Consider the following 16314-nt stretch of genomic DNA (forward strand, 5'->3'; position numbering starts at 1 on the left):
GCCTGAGTCCCTTCCAAGCTCGCCATACAACCAGCGATCAAGACCGCTGACCGCTCGCTGCGAGCAATTCCTTCAAAATCGTTGCCGGGTCGGCCCGCTGTTGTTTGCGGTAGTTGCCGACATGGCGAACGAACAGTGTCGCGCGCGTCACCAGGCTCTTGCCGAGCACTGGCTTGCGATCCAACTCTTCCTTGATTCGTTGAAACTGCGCCTGGATCACCGCGTCGGTGTAGCGCGTGCCGGTGGCCAGGTTGTCGATGTAGATCGCCACCGCGCCGTCGAGCGCGCTGCGGCCATTGTCGATGGCCGTGGCAAACAGCTGCGCGCTGGCCGCGTCCTTGTTGTCCAGTGCCTGCTGGCGACTCTTCTGCAAGTTCATCAGGCGGATGTTGTAGTTGCTGATGGTCTCGGCCACCAGCGCGGCCGATTGAATCAGGTTGCCCGCCGCCTCTTCGCGTTGCTGGGCGATCAGCGAAACGTTGCGCTTGAGTTCTTCGTTGACCAGGCCCAGTTCGGCTTGCAGCTTGGGATCGACGCTGGCGGCGATGATGCTGTCCAGGCGCTTGGTCGGGTCCTGGGCGTCGTCGATGGCGTCGGTCAGCGAGGCCAGGCGGCCTTCTTTCTGCCACTGCGCGAACAGCTCCTTGTAGCGCGAACGCGGCGCAGACAACGCACCTATCGCCACGCGAAAACCGGTGGTCTCGTTGCTCTGCTCGGTGCCGTCGGCGGCAAACAGCGGGTACTCGCGGCGCATGCCCGTGAACAGCGTGCCCTCGCCTTCCAGGTAGTTGCCGCCCTTGACCACAAAGCCGCCGTAGGTGCCCTGGCGGCGCCCGGCGTGCACCAGTTGGAACGACTCCTGGACCATTTCCGCCGCATTGCCAATCACATCGAACATGCCGATCGGGTTGGGCAATTTGGTGCCGATGGGCATCAGGCGTGCCGCCTGGCCTGTACCGCCGGCGACTTGGTTGAACACCGCGTAATCACCCAGCGGCCCGTCGCTTTCACTGCCTTCGACACGACGCGGAAACAGCCGCCCCTCGAGGTCCTGCCGGCTCACTGCCTGGCCACCACGCGCGGCGAATTCCCATTCCACTTCGGTGGGCAAGCGCACAAAACCGAGGCCACCGTCTTCGGCCGAAGACCCACGACCACTGACCGGCAGCACGTCGCGGTGGTATTTCATCAACCAGGCGCTGTACACCGCCGAGAAGCGCTCGGCTTCAAAGCGCGAGAGTTTCACCTTGGGCAAGCGTGCAGCCATGCCGGTAGGCGCATCGCACGCTGGCGCCGGCTCACCACTGGCGAGCGACTGTGCCTGGGACATCACTTGGGCATACTGGCGTGCGGTGACTTCGTACTTGCCGATGAAGTACAGCATCGGCTTGAGCGGGGTTTTGGCGTCGGTCTTCGGCATCAAGGGCGCAATAACCGCGTTCCAGTCCTTGGGCAAATCCTTGAGCGTGAACTGGCCGTTGATAAAGTCGCGCCGGTAGCCGGAAATAAACGACTGCTGATAACCCGCCTCACCCTCGGCAAAGGGGTAACCGAGGCTGATCTCGCGGTCATCCAGGGTGCCTTGGGCCAGCACATAGGCGTAGCGGAACACCATGTTGCCTTCGCATGGCAGCGGCAGGCTCACGTCATCGGGCAACGGTTTGGGGTTGTCGAGTTTGTCGCTCGCCTCATCCGCCCACGCCATTGAAGCCAAGCTCAGCGCCATGGCGGCGCCCAGTAACTTATACATCTCTGATTCCTTCAGAAGCCTGGATACGCGCCACTCGCCAACCGCCACAGGCCGCCGCCACGGCGCTGACGCCGAGGACTGCAGCCAGGGCCAGGCCGTAATGAGGCGCCAACAGGTGACTGGCGTATTCGCCCGGCACCTGCACGAATAATTTATTCAAACCCGCCTCGGCCAGGCCATACAACCCGGCACTGAGCACGGCGGCAAACCCTGCGCTGTACAGCGCCTGCACCACCACAAACAGCAACAGCCCGGCAGTGGAAAACCCCAGCAGGCGCAACACCGACAATTCCCGACGCTTGCGCGCCACGGCGGCCAACACGCCGGCGAAGATCGCCGCAAATGCGCCCGCCAAGGCCAACCCGGCAATGATCCAGAACACGATCGACAGGTTGCGACTCAACGACTGCACCTGGGCAATGGCGTTCGCCTGGGTCGACACCAACAGGTTCTGCCCGGCGAAAAACACCCGCAACCGCTCCACATCGGCGAGGTGGCGGGCATACAGGCGAAACGCCGGATAAACCCGCTGCTCAGTCGCGCCGACCGCGTCACCGTCCCAACTCAACGCCGGCACCGCGCGGCCGTCGCGGTAATCTTCCGCCGCTTCCAGCAGGCGCAAATCGGCAAACAAACCGTCCCGCGCAAACGCTTCCAGCGGCAGCACCGCCAGCACCTGCAACCGCGTGCGTTGGGCTTCGACACGCCCTGCCACTTGCCGCGCAAAGCTGGTCTCCAGCCAATCGCCAGGCCGCGCCGCGAGTTTTTCCGCGGCGGTGTGGCTCAACACGATCTGGTCCAGACCCCGAGGCATCGGCAACCCCACGAGCAGCGGATCACCCGCTGCAGTCGGCAGCATTTCCAGGGTCAGCGTGCCCACCTGCGCGGTCGCCGCAATCTGGCGGGTACGCGGCACGGCAAAGGCCACATCACCACGCTGGGCAAGTTGCTCGATAAACGCTGCGTTGAATCGACCGCCGCCCAACGGAATAATTTCACGGGTTGCGGGGTCGGTCTCCAGGCGTTCGGTCAAACTGCTAACCAGTCCAAATTTCAGGCCGAATAACACCAGCAACGGCGCGATCACGGCCACCAATGCCAGCACCGAACAGGCCGACAGCCAGGCGTCGTTGCGGTAATCCTGCCAGGCCAGGGACGCCACCAGACCGATGCGCATCAGCACGCCTCCCCGAGGGTGGCCGTGACGCCGCCGTCGGTGTCACGGCGGCAACTGATGCGCCGCACCTGCAAACCACTGGCGCGGGCCAGCGGCTCGTCATGGGTGGCGATCACGCAGGCTGCGCGATGTTCGCGGGCCTGGGCCAGCAGCGCCTGCATCACACGTTCGGCGTTCAGCGGGTCAAGCGACGCCGTCGGCTCATCCGCCAGCACCAGTTGCGGCGCGTGGGCCAGTGCACGGGCGCAGCTCACGCGTTGGCGTTGGCCCACCGACAGCGCAGTCGGTTTTTTGCCCAACTGATCGCTGATCTCCAACTGTTCGGCCAGACGCGCGACGCTGCCGTCGTCCTTGAGCCCCAGCAGCTGGCGGGACAAGGCGATATTGCTGCGCACATCGAGAAAGCCCAGCAGGCCGCCGGTTTGCAGCACGTAGCCCAAGTGCGTGCTGCGCAACGCGGCCAACGTCGACTGCTGATCGGCACGCCACAGAGCGCCGACATCGACCTGATCAAATTCAAAACGGCCAACCTGATCCGGCGCCAACACCAGCGCCAGCAGATCGAGCAAGGTGCTTTTGCCACAGCCGCTCGGCCCGACGATTGCCAACTGCTCACCCGCGCGCAGCGCCAGCGCCGGAATCACCAGGCTGTAGCGCTGGCTGCCAACGCCGCGGCTTTTGTGCACTGCGCTCAAGTTCAGCATCACGGCAGCGTCGACAAGGGCACGCGGTACAACGCATCGCCCGGCTCGGCATCGCCGAAACGGACCCAGTTGGCCACATCATTGTGAAAGGTTTCGTAGAGGCGGATTTTCGAATCCAGCTCGTCGATAAAGTCTTCCTGCTCGGCCACGCTCAACGACAACCACAAGTCCTGGGTCATGTTCAGCGACTTGCTGCGGTACGGCAGGCCTTCCAGGTATTCGCCGAGGATGCCGCCTTCGGCCAGGTTGCCGCCCTTGCGCAGCGCCTGTGGGTCGCGGCTCATGTAGGCCGAGGCGCTGGCGATTTCCTGGAAAAAATCCTTGGGCGAGGTCTGGGTCTTGCGCGCCGCATCGACGATCAGTTTCAGCGACTGCTGCAGGTCGTTGAGCTGCAATTTGGTCAGCATCACGCACACCTGGAACGCCGGCAGCGCCGGGTTGGTCAGGTCGCGGTCGGCGGTCCAGGCGCTGACCAGTTGCGGCGCCTGGCTCGCGGTTTTGCGGCCGAGGAAATCCATGTGCATGGCGTAGCCGACGGCCGCGGACTTGTCGGCCAAGGTCGGCGCGGCACTCAGCAGCGGCACCGGCTGCGGCGTGTTGCTGCGCACGTGGTGCACGAGGTTGGCGAACACACTGCCGATCTCATCGACACGCTCACCCAGCTTGCGCACATCCCCCCCTGGCACCGGCGTGTAGAGGTCGCCGATCTGCGGGTTGGCGTCAGCGGTGAGCACGCGGTACTGGGTTTCGGCACCGGCATGGGTTTTCTTGCCGGCGTCGGTGCGCAGGTGCAGGGCGTAGATCTTGATCTGCTTGCCCAGCGCGGCCTGGCGCACCTCGGCTTCGTTCATCTGGGTGGCGGCAAACGGGTCGTTCTTGCGCAGTGCGCCGGCGTCGGTGACCAGCAGGATGATGCGCCCACCGTAGCCGGACCAGTCCATGCCATCCACGGCCTGCATCACCCCGGCAAACGCGTCTTCGTTGAACGAGTGGCTGGACACGGTGGAGGCTTTGACCTGCCGCGCCATGTCGAGGAAGCGCTCTGGGTCGCGGCCCTGGTCGAGGCTGATCAGCGTCTTGGCGACGTACTCAAGCCCTGGGGTTTTCTTGATGCTGTTGCGAAAACCCACCAGGCCGAAGCTGACGCTGTCCAGCTCACCACGCTCGGCGATGCGGGTTTGCAGCTCGTGCACCACGTCGCGGACCTGGTCGATGTAAGGCTGCATCGACACCGTGGTGTCCACCACCAGCACCACGGCGGTGCGGAAGGCGTCGGCGTTGGTGTTGATCGCTCGGGCGGCCGGCTTGGCAGCCGCGCTGCTGCCGGGGTCGATAGAGGCCACATTGAGCAACTGCACCGGCTGGCCGTTTTCGTCGAAGCTCTCTTTGGAGTCGAAAATCGGCAGCAGGTAGAACTGGTCCTGCGGCACCGCACTGGCCGTCGGCTCCAGCGCCAACACCTGTTGATTGTCTTCGCTGTTCTTCTGCGCCTTGGCCAGAACGCCTTTGGCGGCCGCAGGATCGGCCAGCAGTTTTTCCACTTCGCTGGATTGGCGCAGAAACATCACTGGCGCCCGGCCAGAGCGCTCGGTGAATTTGAGCACCAGGCTTTGTTTCCAGTCGCTGACCTGGGCGGCCGGCAACCAGCCGTCGCTGCGCCCATCGGTGGCGGCACCGACACGCAGCCACGGGCTGCCATCGACGTCTTTGCGCTGGTAAACGTAGAGCACGGAAAACGCCGGCAGCCCCTCGTCGGAGGCGCCGCCGGCATCGTGGGACAGTTTGGCGCCCGGCTTGCTCAGCACACGCTGGAACAGGGTCTTCTTGCCCGCCATCAGCAAGGGACGCTGGCCGCCGTCCGCATCGGCCACAACCGTTTTTGCTTCAGGAGGCGCGGGCGTTTTCGGCACCACCGCAGCGGGCGGCGTCGCGGCTGTATCGCCGCGGCTCAACCACCAGTAGCTCGCGCCACCGATGGCAAGGGCGACAGCCACGGCGACTGCAGCTAAGGCCAATACCGGCCCGCGACGCTGCTCGGACACATTGCTGTGTTGGGTCGGCGTCACCACCGGTTGGCGCACCGGCTGCGGCTGGGGTTTGTCGGTCGGAATGTCGATAGACACCGGCGTCATGCCCGCCAGGTCGAAGCTCAGCGGAATCGGCAGCGGCCGCACCAGCGTGGCTTCCGGCGAGTCCGCCGGCAGTTGGTCCAGCGCGCGCAGTAACGCCGCCGCGTCCGGGAAACGCTCCGCCGGGTCCTTGGCCAACAGCTTGCGCAGCACCTCCTGATAACGGCCGTGGTGCACCGGCAGTTCCGGCAGCGGTTCGGTCAGGTGCGCCAGCGCCGTGGACAGTGCATCGGTGCCGGTGTAAGGCAACTCGCCGACGAGGATTTCATAGAGCACCACGCCGAGTGCGTAGAGGTCAGCGCGGCCATCAATCTCCTGGCCCCGCGCCTGCTCCGGGCTCATATAGCTCGGCGTGCCCACGGCAAACCCGGCTTGAGTGAACTGGGTACGGTCATCCAGCGACTTGGCGATGCCGAAGTCCGACAGCACGGCGGTGCCGTCAGCGCGGAACAGAATGTTCGCCGGCTTGACGTCACGGTGGACCAGGCCCTGGGCATGCGCATAGCCCAGCGCCGAGGCGATCTGGCGGATCAACGTCACGCCCTGCTCCGGTGTCAGGCCGGCGGCAATGCGCTCTTTGAGCGTGCCGTTGGGCAGGTATTCCATGGCCATGTAATACAGCTCACCGACGTTACCGATGTCATGGATGGTCACCGTGTGCGGGTGCGACAGGCGCGCCAGGGTCTTGCCCTCGCGCAGGAAACGCTCGCAAAAACTCGGGTCCGCCGCCAGCGCCGCCGCCATCACTTTTAACGCCACCTTGCGCTCCAGCGAACGCTGGGTCGCCAGGTACACGCTGGCCATGGCACCTTCGCCGATCTCGCCTTCGATGTCATAACCCGGAATCACGATGTTCATGGCGAAACCTTCACGACAATGGCGGTGATGTTGTCCGGCGCGCCCCGGTTGAGGCCCAGGTGCACCAGGCTGCGCACGATTTCATCCGGCGCGTCGTGGCCCAGCACTTCGCGGATTTCATGATCCTCGACGGTCTTGTTCAGGCCGTCGCTGCACAGCAGGTAGCTGTCACCGGGAGCGATCAGCAGGTCGACCACCGCCACCTCCAACTGCGCCTCCACGCCAATCGCACGGGTGACGATATTGGCGCGAGGGTGCACACGGGCATCGGCTTCACTGAGCAAGCCGCTGTCTTGCAGGTCCTGCACGTAGCTGTGGTCGCGGGAAATGCCTTCCAACACGCCGTCGCGCAGGCGGTACAGGCGGCTGTCGCCGGCCCACAAACACACACCACGCAAGCCGCGTGCGGCCAGGACCACCACGGTGCTGCCCATCATGGTCACGCCACGGTTGGCGGTTTCTTCGCGCACGGTTGCGTTGATGCGGATCAGGTCATTGCGCAGGGCCGCCGAATATTCGTCGAGGGAACGCCCCACCGGCACAGCGCGCAGGCTGTCGACGATCAGGCTGCTGACGTAGTCGCCCGCCGCATGCCCGCCCATGCCGTCGGCCACCACCCACAGACGGTTTTCCGGCAGGTCCAGGCAGGCGTCTTCATTGACCTGACGGACCATGCCCACATGGCTTTTGCTCGCGGATTTGAACGTCGCCCCCATCTACACCACACCTTCTTGTCCGAGCAAAAACTGCGCAAAATCGCCGGCGGCAGGCAAACCCTGACACCGCAATAAACCTGGGGAAATCACCTGCGAGCCACGCCCCCACCACAGGCTCGCGCCCTCGCAGGCCTGTTCGGCGAGCGCGGTCATGCGGCTGTGGGGCACGGTGGCGGCAACGCGTTGCAGCCCGGCAAAGCGGCTGTCCACGGCGCGTTGCTCACTGGCCGGGATGCCGAGTTTGTCGACGCCATCGTTGAAGCCTTCAAAGGTCGCGCCGGCATCCAGCGTGCTGAGCAGCAGCTCTTCGGCCTGCTCAAACCAGGTGTCCGGCCCGCCCACCAGCGATGCGGGGTTGGTGTCGTGATCGAGCAACGCCACCACCGCCAACGGAAAATACCGGCCGACACGGTCAATGCTGGGCATGACCACACCCGCCGCCGCGTCCGGCCCGCACACACCCGGCGCCAGCACAAAGCGCCACAACGGGCTGACCAGGTACACATTGAGCCAGTCGCCACCCAGGCTGTTCTGGCTGGCGAGCAGTCCTGCCGCCAGCCAGCTGTCCCAGGGGCCGATAAAACTCTGGGGCAAGGCGCGGCTGACAAAGTCACCGCGGCTGGCCAACTTGCCGTAGAAACCCAGCGTCGTCATAACCGCTCCGGCAGGCTGAAGCCACTGAGTACGCGGCTCTTGAACGGGTTGAAGGCGCTGTTGGCGCGCAACTCGTAGGCGATGCTCGCCCCGTCCACCCGCAGGCGCAGGTTGAAACGGTCCGGCGAATTGCCGGCGGTGAGGTCCGACTGTTCCAGCAAGCGGAACCAGGCCCACGGGCCGTCCAGGGTGACGCCCGAACGGCCGCTGGCCGATGGCGGCATGATCGAAATACGCACCACGCCGATGCTGCCGGGGTTCGGCCATTGCATGGCGACCGGGCGGCTTGGGCCGTGGTCGTAGCTCAATTGCTGGCCGTCCAGATCAAGCAGGAACTGGGTGATGGTCGGGTCCATCGACACTGGTTTGAGTTCGAAACGCACGATGGGCTGCGTACCACCGGCGCGGAAGAACGCATCACGAATCGCTGCCGCACGCTGGAACGTCTGCAACACGCCTGGCGCAATCCCGAGCTTCTGCGCGGCGCCCGGTTGCCAGCGCCAGGTCTGCGCGGAGGTGTCCACGTAAGGCTGCAGGTACTTGCGGAAATAGTTGTCCATCACCCCGCCCACGCCGAAGAACTGACCGAAGTCATCCAGCGTGGCGTCGCGAGCGCTGCCCGGCGACATCGGATAACGCCCGGCCAGCGACTGGCGGTAGACGTTGACCACTTCGCTGACCCACGCCGCGTTCAGTTGGTTACGCACGCCGCCCATCATGCTGTTGGTGGTGGAATTGACCACCGACTTGACCATGCCCTGTACGAGCGGCGGCTGGCGTTCGGCATTCAGGCTGACCCGCGTGGCCGCAGCCGCCGCCTGGTTCTTGGCCTCGCCAAGCAAAGCATCGCCACTGGCGCCGACCATGGCACTGACCTGCACGTACAGCGCGTTCATGTCTGCCAGCAGGCCGTCGATGGCAGCCGGTTCGCCTTCATTCTTGCTGACGATGCTGTTGAGTTCGGCGAAGTGCGCGGTGACCGGGTCATCCGCAGCAGCCGGCGCGTTGGCGGTCGGTTGTTCCTGGCCGAGCAGGCTGCCGAGGCGCTCCTTGAGTTTGTCGACGCCGCCTTCCACCGGCACGCCTTTAGCGGCCAATTGGCGCTCTTCGGCTTGCAGATCGGTTTCCTTGGACACGGCCACCAGCAGTTTTTTCAGCGGCGAGGTCGGGCCGGAAATCACCCGCAGTACATCGGCCGCCTGGGCCACGCTGGTGATCGGCACAAAGTCGATGTCGGCGAGCAAGGCGTCCCATTGGCGCTGGTAGTCCTGGAAGTACAAGCGGCGCACGTCCGCAGCGAGGCTGACCACGTTCTGCTGGTCGGCCTGTTCACGGCCCAGCACCCATTGCTCTTCGGCGAGGGTGCCGGTCTGGTTCAGGCTGCTCAGCAAGAACGCCTGGCGATACCCCTTGGCGGTGAAGAACCCACTCAGCGGCTCACCCAGCGGCTTGCCACTTTTGCGGCTGAACACCAGCGCAGCATCGCGGCCAGCGGCTTCGTTGATGCGAAAGTCCGGGATGCCGTCGGGCAGCTTCTGGCGCTTGACCCGGTCGTAGACGCGTTGCGCCACCGGCAGTTGTTGCAACTGGCGACGCAGGTCGTCGATCAGGCGTGGGTCGAGGCGTGCATTCGGCGGGTGGCGCTCGAACAACGCCTGCAAGTGCCCGGTCAGCGCCTGACGCTGATCGGCCGGCAGGTCGCGCGGCAGGTTGCGGTCCCAATCGAGAGCGATCCAGGCCTTGATGAAGTCCGGGTCGTAGTGCTCGGCGTCGGCGAGCATCAGGTAGGCCTTGAGGCCTTCGTACAGGAAATCGGAATTGCCGCCACCGTGCAGTTGCTCTTCGATGCGCGTCACCAGGCGAGGCGCAAACACGGCGATCAACAGCTTGCGGTAGACGCTGGCAGATTCGGCTTCGAGCATGTCGCCCTGGTACAGGCCCAGCCCTTCGGACCAGCTTGGCGAATCACCCGCGAGGCTCTTCACCGCATTGAGCAACGGCAGCACGGCGAGCACTTCGCGTTGCGCCGGGCTGAGGTTCTGTACGGCCTGGCCCAACGGCGCGACCTTCTGATCTACCTGGGCGATATACGCCTGGTTGGCGCGATAACTCACCCACCACAAACCACTGACCACTACCACCAAAGCGACGGTGGCCGCCAACACGCCGCGTGCGATCCACTTGCGCCGACGCTCGACCTTGGGGTTCACGCCCACCAGGCCGCGCTCGGCGAAGGCCACGGCGGTGAAGAGCTTTTCGATGAAGTAGCTGCGCCCGGTGCCGCTCTGGCGCGCCAGGTGCTGGCGGTCCAGGTTCATGCTTTGGGCCATGGCACCGATCAGGCGATCAATCGGGCTGCCTTCCTGGGTGCCGCTGGTGAAGTACACGCCGCGCAGCAGCACGCGCTCTTCAAAGGCATTGGGTTTGAACACGCCTTCGAGAAAGCTTTGCAGGCAATCTTTCAACGCGCCGAACTGCTGCGGGAAGCCGTAGATCAGGTCGCGCCGCGCCGGGTCGCGCTCCTGTTGCAGGCGCTCCACCAACCGTTCGTTGAGGCGCTGCTCAAGGCCGGCGAACTCGCTTTGCAGCGTCGCCAATGGGCTGTCGCTATGCTTGCCGTCATCGAGCGCAAAGGTCATGCCCCACACCTGAGCGCGCTCTTCCTTGCTCAGGTTGTCGAAGAACTCCATGAAGCCCGGCACCAGGTCGAGCTTGGTCAGCATCAGGTAAATCGGGAAACGCACGCCCAACTGGGTGTACAGCTCCTGAATACGCAAGCGAATCGCCGCCGCATGGGCAGCCCGTTCGGCGTCTGTGCCAAGCAGCAAATCCGAGAGGCTGATGGCGATAAACGCACCATCAATCGGGCGGCGCGAGCGCTGCTTTTTCAGCAGGTCGAGAAAGCCCAGCCATGCCGCCTTGTCCACCGTCGAGTTGCTGTCCTGGGTGGTGTAGCGGCCCGCGGTGTCGAGCAAAACGGCTTGGTCGGTAAACCACCAATCGCAGTTGCGCGTGCCACCGACGCCCCGCACCGCACCCGCGCCCAATTGCGCAGCCAGTGGAAAATGCAGACCGGAATTGACCAGCGCCGTGGTCTTGCCCGACCCCGGTGGGCCGATGATCACGTACCACGGCAGCTCGTAGAGGTTGCGGCGTTCATCGCCACCGAGCTTGGCCTTTTTCAGCAGCGCCAGGGCCTCGTCCATGCGCTGGCGCAGGGTGCTGAGTTCTTCGGCGGTGGCGACACTGTTGGGGTCGACCGGGGTTTCCGCGGCCAGGCTGCGCATCACTTCGGCGGCCTGGCGGCGGGCCTGGATAATGCGGAACACGCGATACGCAATCCACACCGCAAACACCAGAATGATCAGCGCCCAGCGCCGCCCTTCCGGCACCAGCACATCGAGCAGCGGCCCCACAAACCAGATGATCAGGCTCAGGGCGATCAGGCCCAGCACGGGAATCACCCAGCGAATCATGAAACTGAAAAACGCCTTCACTCGACGCCCTCCGCCAATACGGTGATTTCAACCCGACGATTGCGGGCACGGCCTTCTGCGGTGGCGTTGGTCGCCACAGGCTCGGTGTCACTTCTGCCTTCGGCGCTGAAGCGATCCGCCTGGCCGGTCTTGGCTGCCAGGATCTCCAGCACCGACTTGGCGCGGGCTTCGGACAGCGCCCAGTTGGACGGGAAGCGCAGCGTGGCAATCGGGCGGTTATCGCTGTGCCCGGTGACGCGCACCTGCCCCTTGACCTTGCGGATGGCGTCGGCAATGCGCAGCATCAGCGGCTGATAGTCATCGACGATGCTGGAGCTGGCCGAGGCGAACAACTCATCGCCCCGGATCGTCACCACGGAGCGGTCGACCTTGTCTTCCACCGCCACGCGGCCAGCCTTGATGTCTTCCGCCAGGAAACCGGCCAAGCGTGGCCGCTCAATGACTTTGGGCTGCGCCACCGGACGGTCGATGGCCTGCACCGGGATCTCGCCCAGCGCATGAATATTCTTGAACACCGGCTCGGCATCCGACGCCAGTTTCATGCGCAAGCCGAACAGCAACGCCAGCAGCAGCGCCAGGCCGATGGCCACCGCGATCCACGGCGGCATGAATTGCGCCAGGCGATCACGCGCCACGGTCACGCCGCGCCAGTGCGGCGACAGCTCGCGCTCGTGCTCGCCACGCGCACTGCGAATGGCGGCGGCGGTGCGTTCACGCAAGGCTTCGAGCTGGCTGCGACCGTCGTTCATCACGCGGTAACGGCCCTCGAAACCCAGGCACATGCACAGGTACAACAGCTCCAGCAGGTACAGGCGCTCGCGCGGGCTTTGCAGACAATGGTCGAGCAACTGGAAGACCTTTTCGCCGCCCCAGGCTTCGTTGTGCACCGTGATCAACAGGCTCTGCTTGCCCCAGTCGCTGGTGCTGCCCCACGGCGTACTGAGCACCGCCTCATCGAGTGCGGTGCACAGCGCGTAACGTGCCAGCAGCACTTCGTTGCGCGCAACGCCAGCGGCTTCGGCGCGCTCTTCGAACTGGCGCAGGTAAGCCAGCAACTGCGCACGCAGGCTGGCCGGTGCCGGGTGCGCGATGGTGTTGCGCAGGCGCGTCAACAGCGCCAACAGTGGGCCGGCGGCGCTTTCCAGCGGGTTGAGGCCCTGGCTTTTGCCGGTCAGGATCGGCGCGGCCGGCACCGACAGCGGCGCCGGCTCTGCACGCGCAGGTTCCGGCGCACGGCCACCCGGGCGCGGCATGAACTGGGTGCGGTCATCATCATTGGGATGCATCGCGGATTATCCTCGGATCGCCCAGAAGGCCAGGTTCAAACCCGGGAATTGCCCGGCGATGTGGAAGGCAAAGCCGCCGGAGTTATTCAGTTGTTGCCAATGCTCGCTGCCACGGTCCAGCTCGTAATAGGTACTGCCTGCGTGGTACGGAATCTGGCGTGGCGCCACCGGCAACGGCAGCAGGCCGATGCCCGGCAGTTGCAGGTTGACCATGTCGCGGATGTGCTCCACCGAGCCGACTTTGCTCTGCTGGCCGAAACGCGCGCGCAAGGTTTCGCCGGGCACATCGGCGCGCACCACGAGGATGAAACTGGCGCTGTCGAGCAGGGTTTTGTCGGCGAGCATCGCCACGTGGATGCCGTAGGCTTTTTCCACAATCGGGATCGGTGTGGCTTTGCTGTCGATCAGCATCGACAGCGCCTCACGCAACGCTGCCATCACCGGAGTGAAGCTCAGGGCCAGGTCGTCGTGCTGGTATTGCGGGTATTCCTGGGGGCGACGGCCCGACGTCGAGAAGGTGGAAAACTCACCGGCCAGGCTCACCAGTTCGCTGAAAAAACGCTCCGGGTGCAGCGGGCTCAACTGGCTGAAATGCTGGAGCAGCGGCTGCGCGCGGTTGACCAGTTGCAGCAGCATGAAGTCGGCAATCTCTGACGCACCACCGGCGCCCGAGGCGACCACGCGGCCGGCCAGGGCTTCGCCGCGCTGGTGCAGCAGGCCCAGCAATTCGCTGCGAAAGGCCGTCAGCGGTTTGCTTGCGGCCACGTCCAGCACGGGCGGGATGTAGGTGTCATCCAGCACCAGCGCGCGGTCGGCGCGTTTTTCCTTGATGCGCACCAAGCCGATGGCGGCGTAGTCGCTGATGCCATCCTGCGCAGTCAGCAGGCGCAACGCACGGGAACCCACGGCCACGGGCGCGCGGTTTTCGAACGGGGCGTTGTCATCTCGCACTTCGCGCACCTGGCTGACGTAACGCGCAGCGCCGAGGTCTTCGCCGTCATCGACGGTGTCACGCGCGCCTGCACGCTTGAGCGGCAAGGCCAGGTACACCAGGCCATCGCGCAGGTTGTCGTCGATATTCAAAGGGCTCGGCGCCAGGTCATCCTGGGGAATATTGAACGGCGTGCCATCCGGCAACAGGCCACGTGCCGACACAATCGCCAGCTTGCCCTGGGCCAGCAGCCCCTGGTCGATGAGCAATTCGGAGAAACCCCAGGCACCGGCGGACAACGGGCGGCTGCGGGCGTCAATCAGGTTTTCCAGGTAACGGTCATGCTGCTGGAAGTGCTGCGTTCCGATGAACATGCCTTCCGACCAGACCACGCGATTGTTCCAGGACATGGGAGCTCCGTTTGCTTCTTATTGGGCAGGGCTGGATGGGGGAACCACGACGTCGGCGCGTACGGCACGCACATCGAGGCTGATCTGGTATTCGGTGTATTGGCGTGCCGGGACGGTAAGCACCGTGCGCCATTGCGCGCGGTCCAACTCGCGATAGCCCACCAGCAGGCCGATCTGGCGCGTGGACGGGTCGAGGTTGCGCTGGATACTCAGTTGCTGGCCGGGTTGCACCATCACTTCGTCCTGATCCAGCAGATCGAGGCCGAGCGTGGATTGCGCGCGATCAGCCAGCGCGAAGTAATCGGAGCGGCTGAAGGTGGCGGCGTTTTTCAGTTCAAAAATGCGTACGCGAACCGGCGCGGCCTGGCCGTTGGCGCCGGGGTTGAGCCCGGCAATGGCGTGAAAATGCAGTTCGATGGCGGCGGTGTCCGCTTCGGCTTCAGTGGCCGCCTCGGGCTTGGCGGCATCCTTGGCACACGCCGTCAGCAGCAGCGCCGTGGCGGCTGCGAGTAAAAACCTGGGAATCATCCTGCGTCCTCAATGACGTACTTAGCTATCCGTTTTATCCATTACTGCGTTGCGGTTTAGCGACGCTGTCGTGCGCTGTGTTCTTCGTAGGCTCGGCTGAATTCGCGACCGAACAGGTCCTGGAAATCTTCCTGGGCTTCGCGCGAAATATTGCTGTAAAGCTCGGTGAACTGCTGCCAGTACTGGGCCTGGCGCGAGCCGTTGAAAATGCTCGACAGCCCGCCGGGCTTGCCCATGCGCTCTTCGAGTTGCGCCGGTTCAAAGCGCGCGAGCAAGTGCTTGATGGCTGCTTCTACACCGGCCATCACCGCCAGTTGATGGGCGCGCAGGTCGTCGAAACTGTCGCGCACAGCGATATCCGGCGCCATAAACGCTTGGTTTCCATGCCGAAGCAGCAGCAATAAGGCTTCGTCGGCATTGGGCGCGAACTTCAACGGATTGTTTTCGGCGGGCCGGATCATCGTCTGCTGCATACGGAACTCGCCCTTGAGGCTGGCGCGGGCGCGCAATACGTCGATCAGGCCTTCGACCATCAACCGGTAGCTGCGCCCGATGCTCTCCATCTGCGCGCAGGCGTCAGCCTTGTCCAGGCGCAGCTGGTCGAGGCCGGCGCCGCGCAGGAAGGCTTGCAACAGGTCGGGCTGTTGGCTGTCCGCCACGGGGAGCGCGGGCTCGAGCACGGGCGGCGACTGGATGACTGGCGGCGCGGGTGGCGACTGGATGACCGACGGCGCGGGTGGCGGTGCAACGGGCGTCGGGGTACTGGCCACAGGCATGGGTGTGTCGCCAAACACGTCCCAGTCTTCGGGAATCACCGAACCAGACACCGCCGGCTTCTCCACCACCGGCACGGCAACGGGGGTCGGCGGGCGAAAGTCGTGTTGCTCGGACGGCACATGGTCCGCCACGGTCGGTGGTGGCACGGCGGTGGGCGTGAGGAAATCGAACAGGTCCGGTAGCGTGTCCATCGACGAGGCGCCATGAAACTGCGGCGCGATCACCGGCGTCGGCGCGGGCGCGTTCACCACCGCGCCCATCAACGCCTCGAAGCTGTTCGGCGAATCGCCGGCAAACGGCTGGCTATCGATGGTTTGCACGTTGAAGTCGATACGCGCCTGGATTTCGTAGTCGCCGATGCGGATCAATTCACCGTCTTGCAACGGTTCGCTGTTCCCTCGGCGCATACGAATACCGGCGTTAACCAATTCAACGCCGTTGGTGCTGTTATCGGTTAAATAGTAACGGCCATCTTTGTATTGAATAACGCAGTGTTGCGAGGAGACAAGGCGCTCTGGATCAGGCAATACCCAGTCATTATCAGAACTGCGGCCAATAGCCATCACGCCCTGATTCATGGACTTTTCAGGGCATTGCCCAGGGGTGATCTTGTGATAACTAGTGATAGTCAAACACAGCGACATCTTGCCTCCTTGCTGATACATCGCGCGCGGTCTATCCAAGGGTCTACCTGAAGGAACCAGACTTCCCGAGAGATACCGCCAGTCGCGTTAACGACCGTAAAAATATGCTTTTACCAGCATGATCGCTGATCTTAACTGGCCTCTATGACAAAAATCCTGTCCCGGTGCGCAGTTCGACCCGCCAGTCGCGCAGGGTGTTAAGCACCGCACATCTGTCACAGAGGGCGAATAGCTTACCTTGACAAGGCGTAAC

Annotated in this window: 11 protein-coding genes; all 11 read right to left on the reverse strand. The window is 64.2% G+C overall.

Features of this window, described 5'->3' with window-relative positions; all coding sequences use genetic code 11:
• Window positions 1–37: 37 nt before the first annotated feature.
• From AC19YS_RS07750 to tagH, 11 genes are read right to left on the reverse strand one after another with little or no spacing between them, the layout of a single operon-like run.
• Complete coding sequence (locus AC19YS_RS07750) at window positions 38–1750, reverse strand: formylglycine-generating enzyme family protein (protein WP_119737204.1); 1713 nt, start codon at window positions 1748–1750, stop codon at window positions 38–40.
• Window positions 1743–2927, reverse strand: a complete 1185-nt coding sequence (locus AC19YS_RS07755) for an ABC transporter permease family protein (protein ID WP_119737202.1) — start codon at window positions 2925–2927, stop codon at window positions 1743–1745. The genes AC19YS_RS07750 and AC19YS_RS07755 overlap by 8 nt, the downstream gene beginning before the upstream one ends.
• Window positions 2927–3631, reverse strand: coding sequence for an ABC transporter ATP-binding protein (locus AC19YS_RS07760; protein WP_106575874.1), 705 nt, complete (start codon window positions 3629–3631; stop codon window positions 2927–2929). Before AC19YS_RS07760 ends, AC19YS_RS07755 begins: the two co-directional genes overlap by 1 nt.
• On the reverse strand, window positions 3631–6618 hold the full coding sequence (locus AC19YS_RS07765) for a serine/threonine-protein kinase (RefSeq protein WP_500601379.1): 2988 nt from the start codon (window positions 6616–6618) through the stop codon (window positions 3631–3633). The genes AC19YS_RS07760 and AC19YS_RS07765 overlap by 1 nt, the downstream gene beginning before the upstream one ends.
• Window positions 6615–7334 (reverse strand): PP2C family protein-serine/threonine phosphatase, encoded by a 720-nt coding sequence (locus tag AC19YS_RS07770; protein ID WP_106575876.1) that lies wholly within the window; start codon window positions 7332–7334, stop codon window positions 6615–6617. Before AC19YS_RS07770 ends, AC19YS_RS07765 begins: the two co-directional genes overlap by 4 nt.
• Window positions 7335–7988 (reverse strand): type VI secretion system-associated protein TagF, encoded by a 654-nt coding sequence (tagF, locus tag AC19YS_RS07775; RefSeq protein WP_106575877.1) that lies wholly within the window; start codon window positions 7986–7988, stop codon window positions 7335–7337. It abuts the gene before it with no gap.
• Complete coding sequence (gene tssM, locus AC19YS_RS07780) at window positions 7985–11485, reverse strand: type VI secretion system membrane subunit TssM (RefSeq protein WP_179676466.1); 3501 nt, start codon at window positions 11483–11485, stop codon at window positions 7985–7987. Before tssM ends, tagF begins: the two co-directional genes overlap by 4 nt.
• Complete coding sequence (locus AC19YS_RS07785) at window positions 11482–12771, reverse strand: DotU family type VI secretion system protein (protein WP_200622613.1); 1290 nt, start codon at window positions 12769–12771, stop codon at window positions 11482–11484. Before AC19YS_RS07785 ends, tssM begins: the two co-directional genes overlap by 4 nt.
• Window positions 12772–12777: 6 nt before the next feature.
• The gene (gene tssK / locus AC19YS_RS07790) at window positions 12778–14112 is read right to left on the reverse strand and encodes a type VI secretion system baseplate subunit TssK (RefSeq protein ID WP_106575880.1); all 1335 of its coding nucleotides are present in this window, start codon (window positions 14110–14112) and stop codon (window positions 12778–12780) included.
• Between the two features lie 18 nt (window positions 14113–14130).
• Complete coding sequence (gene tssJ / locus AC19YS_RS07795) at window positions 14131–14640, reverse strand: type VI secretion system lipoprotein TssJ (protein WP_106575881.1); 510 nt, start codon at window positions 14638–14640, stop codon at window positions 14131–14133.
• 56 nt (window positions 14641–14696) lie between these two features.
• Window positions 14697–16061, reverse strand: a complete 1365-nt coding sequence (tagH, locus tag AC19YS_RS07800) for a type VI secretion system-associated FHA domain protein TagH (RefSeq protein ID WP_500601382.1) — start codon at window positions 16059–16061, stop codon at window positions 14697–14699.
• Window positions 16062–16314: the final 253 nt, after the last annotated feature.

The sequence above is a fragment of the Pseudomonas sp. MF08831 genome (genome assembly GCF_059862645.1).